At 71.3% G+C, this 9480-nt stretch carries 10 protein-coding genes and 1 tRNA gene; 3 read left to right on the top strand and 8 right to left on the bottom strand.

All coding sequences use genetic code 11. The features are described from left to right. The 3 genes from GEV28_RS40330 to GEV28_RS40320 all read right to left on the bottom strand — a co-directional run. On the bottom strand, positions 1-695 hold a 695-nt coding region (locus GEV28_RS40330; protein WP_291419343.1), incomplete at its 3' end, for a DivIVA domain-containing protein. Positions 696-713: 18 nt separating this feature from the next. Further along, positions 714-1301 carry an aminoacyl-tRNA hydrolase gene (pth, locus tag GEV28_RS40325; RefSeq protein WP_291419341.1) on the bottom strand — a complete coding sequence of 196 codons (588 nt, stop codon included), beginning with the start codon at positions 1299-1301 and terminating at the stop codon, positions 714-716. Positions 1302-1361: 60 nt separating this feature from the next. Further along, on the bottom strand, positions 1362-1997 hold the full coding sequence (locus GEV28_RS40320) for a 50S ribosomal protein L25/general stress protein Ctc (protein WP_291419339.1): 636 nt from the start codon (positions 1995-1997) through the stop codon (positions 1362-1364). A 293-nt stretch (positions 1998-2290) separates the two neighbouring features. On the opposite strand from GEV28_RS40320, the gene GEV28_RS40315 reads away from it, so the two are divergent. Further along, positions 2291-2671, top strand: a complete 381-nt coding sequence (locus GEV28_RS40315) for a VOC family protein (protein WP_291419345.1) — start codon at positions 2291-2293, stop codon at positions 2669-2671. 161 nt (positions 2672-2832) lie between these two features. Here the strand turns inward: GEV28_RS40315 and GEV28_RS40310 are convergent, their stop codons facing one another. The 4 genes from GEV28_RS40310 to GEV28_RS40295 all read right to left on the bottom strand — a co-directional run bounded on the left by GEV28_RS40310 (position 2833) and on the right by GEV28_RS40295 (position 7282). After that, positions 2833-3813 carry a ribose-phosphate diphosphokinase gene (locus GEV28_RS40310; RefSeq protein WP_291419337.1) on the bottom strand — a complete coding sequence of 327 codons (981 nt, stop codon included), beginning with the start codon at positions 3811-3813 and terminating at the stop codon, positions 2833-2835. Beyond that, positions 3810-5300: a bifunctional UDP-N-acetylglucosamine diphosphorylase/glucosamine-1-phosphate N-acetyltransferase GlmU gene (gene glmU, locus GEV28_RS40305; protein ID WP_291419336.1), complete on the bottom strand. Its 1491-nt coding sequence runs from the start codon at positions 5298-5300 to the stop codon at positions 3810-3812. Before glmU ends, GEV28_RS40310 begins: the two co-directional genes overlap by 4 nt. Positions 5301-5394: 94 nt before the next feature. Continuing rightward, a complete protein-coding gene (locus GEV28_RS40300; protein WP_291419334.1) occupies positions 5395-7155 on the bottom strand; it encodes a GGDEF domain-containing protein in 1761 nt (586 codons plus the stop codon). A gap of 56 nt (positions 7156-7211) precedes the next feature. Then, positions 7212-7282, bottom strand: a tRNA-Gln gene (locus GEV28_RS40295). A 266-nt stretch (positions 7283-7548) separates the two neighbouring features. Here GEV28_RS40295 and GEV28_RS40290 point away from each other — a divergent pair. Both GEV28_RS40290 and GEV28_RS40285 read left to right on the top strand, forming a co-directional pair. Beyond that, complete coding sequence (locus GEV28_RS40290; RefSeq protein ID WP_291419332.1) at positions 7549-8511, top strand: acyl-CoA desaturase; 963 nt, start codon at positions 7549-7551, stop codon at positions 8509-8511. A 140-nt stretch (positions 8512-8651) separates the two neighbouring features. Further along, complete coding sequence (locus GEV28_RS40285; protein WP_291419330.1) at positions 8652-9254, top strand: TetR/AcrR family transcriptional regulator; 603 nt, start codon at positions 8652-8654, stop codon at positions 9252-9254. Between the two features lie 105 nt (positions 9255-9359). On the opposite strand, the gene GEV28_RS42910 is transcribed toward GEV28_RS40285, so the two are convergent. Next, positions 9360-9470 carry a hypothetical protein gene (locus GEV28_RS42910; RefSeq protein WP_367115189.1) on the bottom strand — a complete coding sequence of 37 codons (111 nt, stop codon included), beginning with the start codon at positions 9468-9470 and terminating at the stop codon, positions 9360-9362. Positions 9471-9480: the final 10 nt, after the last annotated feature.

The following is a 9480-nucleotide window of genomic DNA, read 5'->3' as shown; positions in this document are numbered from 1 at the left end:
GGCGCGCTCGCCGGCGGCACGGCGTTCGGCCGCCCGGCTTCGGCGGGGCCATCGCTGCCGGTGGGCGGTGCGGCCGGCGGAGTGGGTGCCGCGGCTCGCGGAGCGTCTGCTGCCTCGGCAGGGTCTGGTGCCGACGCGGGGCTCGACGACATGGGCGCGGCCGGGGCCGCGGACGCAGCGGGCTTCGGTGGCTCGGGGGATGGGTCCTCGGTGGCCCGGAGAGCAGCCGCCGACCTCCCCGCCGCCGCTGCCGGGGCGGCGTGGGACGGGCGGCTCGTCGGGGGCAGCGACGGTGGCAGGGTGAACACCATCGGGCTGGTTTGCTCGGTCGGCGCGGGCGGCGGTACGGGCGTCGGGGTCGTCAGGAGGCCCGCCGGCTTCGGTGGCGTGGCCGGGCGCACCGGGTGGATGCGTTCGCGGCGGTCCAGCTCCTCGACGACCAGGTCGAGGAAGTCGTCGACCTGCTCCTCGTGGTAGCCGCGGCGGATGAGCGGGGCGCTGTCGAAGATCACTTCGCGGACCTCGTGCGCCGCGAGGGTGTCGGTGCCGGACAGGGTCGCTTGCACGCGGTCCAGGAAGTCGTCCACCTGGTCCTCGTGGTAGCCGCGGCGACCGAGGGGCGCGCGGTCGAACGTCACGCAGTCGACCACCATCGGTGTCAGCGGCACGTCGTCCTGCTGCTGCTGTTGCTGCATGTCCCGACCGCCTTCCGGTCAGCGGGTGTGGAAGAGGTTCTGCGCCGCTTCCACACCCTTGGCGACCAGCGCCTCCGTCGCGTCGGCGCAGCGGTCGATGTCGAGCGCCAGGTCGCGACGCTCCGTGGCGGAGAAGTCCCGGAGCACGAAGTCCGCCGGGTCCATCCGGCCCGGCGGCCGCCCGATGCCGAACCGCACCCGCAGATAGTCCCTGGTGCCGAGCGACTTCGTGACCGACCTGAGTCCGTTGTGGCCGTTCTCACCACCGCCGAGCTTCAGCCGGACCGTCCCGAAGGGGAGATCCAGCTCATCGTGCACCACGACGAGGTTCTCGGGGGGCACCTTGAAGAATCGGGCGATCCCGACGACCGGGCCGCCCGAGACGTTCATGTACGACCTGGGCTTCGCGAGCGTCACGCGCCGCCCGCCGAGCCGACCCTCGAGCACGTCGGCACCGCCCTTGTGGGACTTGAACCTACCGCCGATCCGGTCCGCCAGCTCATCGGCGACCAGGAAACCGATGTTGTGCCGGTTGGCCACGTATCGCGGCCCCGGGTTGCCGAGGCCGACGACCAGCATCGGCGCGTCGTCGTTCGGTGCAGACATCTCGGCGTCCTCGCAGAAAGCAGACCGGGCGGCCCCGGAGCAGGGACCGCCCGGGGCGACTCAGCCCTCGGTCGGCTCGTCGCCGGCCGACTCCTCCTCGGCCGGAGCCGCGGCGGCCTCGCCGGGCTCGGCACCGGCCTCCATGTCCTCGGCCGTCGGCGCCACGTTGATCGCGATGATCAGGGTGTCGGGGTCGGAGACGAGCTCGGCACCCTCGGCCAGCACAACCTCCGACGCCAGGATCTGGGTGCCGGCCAGGGCGCCGTCGATCGAGACCTCGAACTGCTCGGGGATGTGCAGCGCCTCGACGGCGACCTGCAGCGTCGACGCGTCCTGGGTGACCAGGGTGCCGGGGGAGGCCTCGCCGGTGATGACGACCGGGATCTCGACGGTGACCTTCTCGCCCTGCCGGACGAGCAGCAGGTCGACGTGCTCGATGTAGTTCTTGATCGGGTGCGTGGTGACCGTCTTGGTCAGCGCCAGCTCGCTGGTGCTGTTGATCTCGATGGTCAGCACGGCGTTCTGGCCTTGCTCACGAACCACGCGGGCGAACTCGATGGCGGGCAGGGCCAGGTGCTTCGGGTCGGAACCGTGGCCGTACAGCACCGCGGGGATCTTGCCGTCGCGGCGGGTGCGGCGCGCAGCGCCTTTGCCGAACTCGGTACGTGGCTCGGCGGCGAGACGGACCTCGGACACGGTGGGGCTCTCCTTGCTGAAACTGAAACGCGGGTCTCGGGCGGCGGCGGCCAGCGGCGACGGACGTGCGCGCGGCAATCAAGCCGCCGCGTCGATCACGCCAGGCGTCCGTGACGCCTGCCCTCGCCGAGGCAACCTCAACAGTTTACGTGGCCCTTCCGCGCAATCGCATCGGGGGCTAAGGTGCGCACCCTCCGCATCGATCGAGAGAGGTCCGCAGGCACCCACGCCCATCCGGCGAGTCCCGCGTCCACCCGAGGCAGCGCCTCGGGACTTTTCCGACCTCGGAGAACATCGTGTTCAAGATCCAGCACATCACCGTCGACAGCCATGCCCCCTACGCGCTCGCGGAGTTCTGGAGCGTGGTCACCGGCTGGCCGGTCAGCGACCAGGACGAGCCGGGCTCGCCGGAGGTGGCCGTCGAGCCGCCCGACCGGGCCCTGCCGGAGCTGCTTTTCGTCACCGTGCCCGAGACCAAGACGGTCAAGAACCGGCTGCACCTGGACCTCGTGCCGCTCACCGGCACCCGCGACGAGGAGGTCGACCGGCTCCTCGCGGCGGGCGCCACGCTCGTCGACGACCGGCGCACCGCGAACGGCCGCGGCTGGGTCGTGCTCGCCGACCCGGAGGGCAACGAGTTCTGCGTGGAGGCGAGCCTGGCCGAGCGCGGTTAGGCCATGTCTCGTGGATCTTGGATCGTGGTATTCGCGCCCAAGCTGTCCCCTGGCCGCGTTGTCGGAAGGCCCGAATACAACCCGGTATGAGCGACCTTCCGCCGCCTTGCCAGGAGCCAGCTGGATCACGAATCCCATCGACCAAGATCCACGAGACACGCCTAGGCGTTGCCGTCGAAGAGGCTCGTGACCGAGCCGTCCTCGAAGACCTCCTGGACCGCGCGGGCCAGCAGCGGGGCGATCGAGAGCACGGTGAGCTTCGGGAAGCGCTTCTCGTCCGGGATCGGCAGCGTGTTGGTGAACACGATCTCGCGCGCGCCGCACTCGGACAGCCGCTGCGGGGCCGGGCCGGACAGCACCCCGTGCGAGGCGGCCACGACCACGTCGGTCGCGCCTTCCTTGACCAGCTGGTCGACCGCCTTGGCGATCGTGCCGCCGGTGTCGACCATGTCGTCGATCACCACGCACAGCCTGCCGCGGACCTCACCCACGACCCGCTTGGCGACGACGTCGTTGGGCAGCAACGGGTCGCGCGTCTTGTGGATGAACGCGATCGGCACGCCGCCGAGGTCGTCGGCCCACTTCTCGGCCAGCTTCGTGCGGCCCGCGTCCGGCGACACGACCGTCACGTTCTCGGTGCCGTAGGTGTCCTTGATGTACCGGGACAGGAGCGGCTGCGCGAACAGGTGGTCCACCGGGCCGTCGAAGAAGCCCTGGATCTGCGCGGTGTGCAGGTCGACGGTCATGATCCGGTCCGCGCCCGCGGTCTTGAACAGGTCCGCGATCAGCCGCGCCGAGATCGGCTCGCGGCCCTTGTGCTTCTTGTCCTGCCGCGCGTACGGGTAGAAGGGCATGATCACGGTGATCCGCTTGGCCGACGCCCGCTTGAGCGCGTCGACCATGATCAGCTGCTCCATCACCCACTGGTTGATCGGCTCGCAGTGGCTCTGGATGACGAACGCGTCGCAGCCGCGCACCGACTCCTCGAACCGCACGAAGATCTCGCCGTTGGCGAAGTCGTAGGCCGACTGCGGGGTGATGCTGATGTTGATGTGCTTGGCGACCTCTTCGGCGAGCTCGGGATGGGCCCGGCCGGAGAAGAGCATCATGTACTTCTTCGGCGTCCCGGACTTCGCGTTCATGACTCCTCCTCGGCGGCCGGGTCGAGGTCGGCGGCCGCGTCGAGGGCCTTGCGCGCCGCCTCGGCCGCGGGTGTCCCGGCCCGGCGCCGGAGCACCCACTCCTCGATGTTGCGCTGCGGGCCGCCGGACACCGCGAGCGCCCCCGGCGGGACGTCCTTGCGCAGCACCGTGCCGGCTCCGCTGTAGGCGCCGTCGCCGACGGTCACCGGGGCCACGAACATGTTGTCCGACCCCGTGCGCACGTGCGATCCGACGACCGTCCGGTGCTTGGCCACCCCGTCGTAGTTCACGAACACGCTGGCCGCGCCGATGTTGCTCTTCTCACCGATCGTCGCGTCGCCCACGTAGGACAGGTGCGGCACCTTCGACCCCGCGCCGATCTCGGAGTTCTTGACCTCGACGAACGTGCCGACCTTCGAGCTCACCCCGAGCCGCGTGCCGGGCCGCAGGTAGGCGAACGGGCCCACACTGGCGCCGTCGCCGATCTCGGACTCGCGGCCGTGCGTGCGCACGACGTTGGCGCCCGCGCCGACGGCCACGTCCGTGAGCGTGGTGTCCGGGCCGACCACCGCGCCCGCGCCGACCGAGGTGCCGCCGCGCAGCTGCACGCCGGGCTCGAGTACGACGTCGCGGCCCAGCTCCACGCCCGCGTCGAGCCACACGCTCGCCGGGTCGGTCACGGTGACGCCCGCGCGCATCCAGCCGTCGAGCAGGCGCCGGTTGAGCTCGGCGCCGAGCTCGGCCAGCTGCACGCGGTCGTTGACGCCCTCCACGAGCCACGGGTCGGCGCAGGCCCACGAGCCGACCCGGTGCCCGTCGCCGCGGGCGATCGAGAGCACGTCGGTGAGGTACTGCTCGCCCTGGGCGTTGTCGGTGGACAGCCGGCCGAGCGCGTCGGCGAGCACCGCGGCGTCGAAGGCGTAGACCCCGGAGTTGATCTCGCGGACCGCGGCCTGCCCGGGCGTGGCGTCCTTCTGCTCGACGATGGCCTCGACGGACCCGTCCGCGGCACGCACGATCCGGCCGTACCCGGTGGGGTCGGTGACCTCGGCGGTGAGCACGGTGACCGCGTTGCCCGCGGAGGCGTGCTCGGCGAGCAGCGCGGACAGCGTGGGCGTGTCGAGCAGCGGCACGTCGCCGTAGGTGACGAGGACCGTGCCGGTGAGGTCGTCGGGCAGCTCGTCGAGCCCGCAGCGCACCGCGTGCCCGGTGCCGTGCTGCTCGGCCTGCACCGCCACGGTGACCGTGGCGTCGATGACCTTGGCGAGCTCGTGCAGGTGCTCGGTGACGGCCTCCCGGCCGTGCCCGACCACGACCGCCATGCGTCGCGGCGCGAGCCCGGCGGCCGCCCGCACGGCGTGCTCGACCAGGGACCGGCCGGCCAGCCGGTGCAAGACCTTCGGCGTGGCGGAGCGCATCCGGGTGCCCTCGCCCGCGGCGAGGATGATCGCACTGACTTCGCCGAGCCCGGTGGAGCCCTCGAGCATCAGCTCTCTCCTTGGCGTGATCGGGTTTCCCGGCCGGGAGGTCGGTCCGGGAAATCGATCCTACGGGTGCGCCGGCTCGGGCCGCGCGGCCCGCTCACGTCGCGTCGGGGAGCACCCATGCCGGGTCGGGGTTGACGGTCTCGTCCGTGACGGCCGGGTCCGGGACGTCACTTTCCGTGGTCGCGATCGCAACGACGTCGTTGCCACCCTTGCGTTTCGCCTGGTACATGGCGGCGTCCGCACGGGCCAGCGCCCGAGCCGTGCCCTCCTCGGGACGCAGCGCGACGACGCCGACGGACAGCGTCACGCCGTGCGAGAGGTCGTTCGGCAGCTCGGAGACCGCCACCGCGGCGCGGCGCAGCGCAGCCGCGGCGGCGTGCAGCGGGGCGCCGGGCAGCAGCACGATGAACTCGTCGCCGCCGTAGCGGGCCACCATGTCGCTGCCGCGCAGCGTGTCGCGCACGGTGCTCGCGACGACCCTCAGCACGTCGTCGCCCTCGGCGTGGGACAACCGGTCGTTGACGCCCTTGAACCCGTCGAGGTCGACGAGCGCGATGGCCAGCGGCTTGCTGCCGGCTCCGTTGGCGTCCGCGGAGAGCTCCTCCAGCCGCTCGTCCAGCGCGCGCCGGTTCGGCAGGCCGGTGAGCGGGTCCTGCAGCGCCTGGCGGGAGACGGTGCCGTGCCGGCGGGCGAGCCGCTCGTGCTCGCGGCGGGTGGCGAGGGTGGCCGCACGCGACTCGCGCATGTCCCACAGCTGGCTCTCGAGCTCGGCGACGTAGAACTGCAGCGCGCTCGTGGTCCGGTCGCCGTCCTCGTCGCCGCCCGAGAGCCGGGCGTACTCGCGGATGAGGCACAGCAGCAGCGCAGGCTCGGACGCGGTGTTGTCCAGCTGCTTCTGCACGCCGGTCAGCACCTCGACGGCGTCCTCGACCCGCTGGTCGCGCTCGAGGCAGCGGGCGAGCGCGACCGCGACGAAGATCACCTCGCGCGGCGCGGCGGTGCCCAGCAGGGCGCTCAGCCGGTCGACGTGCCCGGGACCCGGCGCGGCGAGCGCGTGCGCCGCGCCGATCACGGCGAGCTGTTCGGCGGCCGGCAGGTCGGGGTGCCGGGGGAACAGCGACTCGCGGAACGGCGCCTCGACGTCACCGGCCATCGCGGCGGCCCTGGCGAACCGCTCGGCGGCCTGGTCGTCCTCGCCGATCCGCTCCAGGCGCAGGCCCCAGCCCAGCTGCATGCGGCAGCGGGTGATCAGGTGCACGGAGATGTCGTGCGGGCCCGCGCCGCCCCGGATGTGCCGGTGCGCGCGACGCATGACCTGGTCGCCGACCTCGTAGACGCCGAGCTCCATCAGCACGAGGCCGAGGTCCATCAGGGTGGACGCCATCAGCACGTCCCACACCCGGCCGCCGAACAGGGTGTCCGGCGCGACCTTCTCGTCGAGCATCGCGAGGCCGACCGCGGCCTCGGTGAGCGCGGCGTCCTCCGCGCCGGACAGCAGCAGCCGCTTGGCCCGCAAGGCATGCGCGTCGGCCTGCAGCACCAGCAGCCCGTGCCGTTGGGAGTGCTCGAGGAACTCGTCGACGATCGACTCCGACTCGGGGGAGACGGCCTGCTCGGCGTCGTTCACCCGGATGACGGCCGCGGCGCGCAGCAGCTGGGCGACCATCCGCGGCTCGCCGCGGTGCCGGGCCTCGGCCAGCAACCGGTCGACCTCGTCGGTGTAGCGGGTGCGGTTGTGGCGCTCGCTCGCCTGGGCGATCGCGAGCAGTTCCCGGGCGCGTCCCGCCAGCCACGCGTCAGATCTCTCGTCCAACGCCGGCAGGTCGACGTCCTCTCGTTCGCTGCCGCCATCCACGCCTGGCTGTCCACCTTCGTGCCGCAGTTGTCGTTGTCCTGGCCTCCGCCGGGCAGCTCCGCCGCCAGGGATCGAACCTGGACCTTCAGAACCAAAATCTGAGGTGCTGCCTTTACACCACGGCGGACCGTGGACGGGTGTGCCGCCCACGGTTGGACATCGTGGCATGCATGGATCGCCGGGGGCAGTGGTACCCGGCCAGGAAGCCAACAGTGCGGCCAATCGGGTGTGAGCTGGATCACTCTCGATGCTTTGTGTGCCTACCCTGGCGCAGCGGGTCCGGATGAACTTACGCTGTCGTAGGTTACGGCTGCGTAGGCGAGGCTGGCCTTACCGTTGAACCGGGCTCCAACCGGCTCGCCTGGAACTGACTCGACGACGAAGAGGTAGAGGATGACGACAACCCTCGAGGAGACTTCGAGCGGCGACGGGGCAGACGCGCGGGGCCCCAGGCCGATCACCGCGGGCCGGCGCGCGGGCTGGACCCAGTTCGCGGTGTACGTGTTCATCCTGGTGCCGTTCGCGGCGTTGGTCGCGGCGGTGCCGTTGGCCTGGGGCTGGGGGCTCACCTGGCTCGACGTAGGCCTGGCGGTGTTCTTCTTCTACCTGTCCGGGCTCGGCGTGACGATCGGCTACCACCGGCACTTCACGCACGGCTCGTTCAAGGCCAAGCGACCGATGCGGATCGGGCTCGCGATCGCGGGCTCGATGGCGGTGCAGGGCCCGCCGATCGTCTGGGTGGCCGACCACCGGCGCCACCACGCGTTCTCCGACCGCGAGGGCGACCCGCACTCGCCGTGGCTGTACGGGACGTCGCCGCTGGCGCTGGCCAAGGGTTTCTGGCACGCGCACATGGGTTGGATGTTCGACCGGAACCTCACCAACAAGGAGCGCTTCGCGCCGGACCTGCTGGCGGACGAGGACGTCGTGCGGGTGAACAACCTGTTCGTGGTGTGGACCGTGCTGACCTTCGTGCTGCCGGCGGCGCTCGGCGGGCTGATCACCTGGTCCTGGTGGGGCGCGCTGACCGCGTTCTTCTGGGCGGGCTTCGTGCGGGTGGCGATCCTGCACCACGTGACCTGGTCGACGAACTCGATCTGCCACATGATCGGCGAGCGGCCGTTCGTGAGCCGGGACAAGGCGGCGAACTTCTGGCCGCTGGCGATCCTGTCGTTCGGCGAGTCGTGGCACAACCTGCACCACGCCGACCCCACGTGCGCGCGGCACGGCGTGAAGCGCGGCCAGATCGACACGTCCGCGCGGCTGATCTGGCTGTTCGAGAAGTTCGGCTGGGTCCACAACGTGCGGTGGCCGACCCCGCAGCGCCTGGCCAAGATCACCGCGGGTGCCGAATGAGGTCGCGTTCGGCCTAGTCCGGCGTAATCGCGTCACGGCTGTCGGTGGGTGCCCGTAGGGTGGCACGAGTGGCGGCCAGGCGGCGAGAGCGTGTTCGGGCTCCGGCCGGTCGGGCTGGTGCACCGGTGCACCGCGTGCGGATGAGCGGGGAGGAGCGGCGCCAGCAGCTGTTGGACGTCGCCCGCTCGCTCTTCGCGGAGAAGGGCTTCGACGGCGCGTCGGTCGAGGAGATCGCGCACCGGGCCAACGTCTCGAAGCCGGTGGTCTACGAGCACTTCGGCGGGAAGGAAGGCGTCTACGCGGTCGTGGTCGACCGGGAGATGCACTACCTGCTCACGTCCATGACCACGGCGCTGGCCGAGGAGGCGCACCCACGGCTGCTGCTGGAGCGGGCGGCGGTGTCGTTGCTCGACTACGTGGAGGGCTCCGCGGACGGCTTCCGGATCCTGGTGCGCGCGTCGCCGGTGGCGTCGGCCACGGGCACCTTCTCGTCGCTGCTCAACGACATCGCGCGGCAGGTGGAGGACATCCTGGGCCGGCAGTTCAGCTCCCGCGGCTACGACCCGAAGCTGGCGGCGCTCTACAGCCAGGCGCTGGTGGGGATGGTCGCGCTGACCGGCCAGTGGTGGCTGGACTCGCGCAAGCCCAAGAAGGAGGAGGTGGCCGCGCATCTGGTCAACCTCTCCTGGAACGGCCTGCACCACCTGGAGAACAAGCCCGTCCTCCGCGAAGCCCACCCCTGACCAACCCGCGAGTCCAACACTGGGGACCCGCGAGTCCAACACTGGGGACTCGCGAGTCCGGAACGTTGGACTCGCGGGTGGGGTTAGGGCTCGTAGCGAATCAAGTCAGTGCGGCTCGGGCGTGTCGTGCGTCGGGTGCAGGGTGTAGTTCCAGTCGCCATGCCAGGGGTCGCGGGTGATCGGGAGTTCTTTCATTTCTTTGTTGCTGATCTCGATGCCGGTGGGG

Source organism: Actinophytocola sp. (assembly GCF_009379765.1).
Classification (GTDB): Bacteria; Actinomycetota; Actinomycetes; order Mycobacteriales; family Pseudonocardiaceae; genus Actinophytocola.
Note: the sequence above shows the minus strand (reverse complement) of the source record. Positions and strands in the feature narration are given on the sequence as shown.

Bases quoted from the DNA above. Each gene is read 5' to 3' on its own strand.
- pth (WP_291419341.1), bottom strand. From the start codon at position 1,301: ATGTCTGCACCGAACGACGACGCGCCGATGCTGGTCGTCGGCCTCGGC.
- GEV28_RS40310 (WP_291419337.1), bottom strand. From the start codon at position 3,813: ATGAACGCGAAGTCCGGGACGCCGAAGAAGTACATGATGCTCTTCTCC.
- glmU (WP_291419336.1), bottom strand. From the start codon at position 5,300: ATGCTCGAGGGCTCCACCGGGCTCGGCGAAGTCAGTGCGATCATCCTC.
- GEV28_RS40290 (WP_291419332.1), top strand. From the start codon at position 7,549: ATGACGACAACCCTCGAGGAGACTTCGAGCGGCGACGGGGCAGACGCG.
- GEV28_RS40285 (WP_291419330.1), top strand. From the start codon at position 8,652: ATGAGCGGGGAGGAGCGGCGCCAGCAGCTGTTGGACGTCGCCCGCTCG.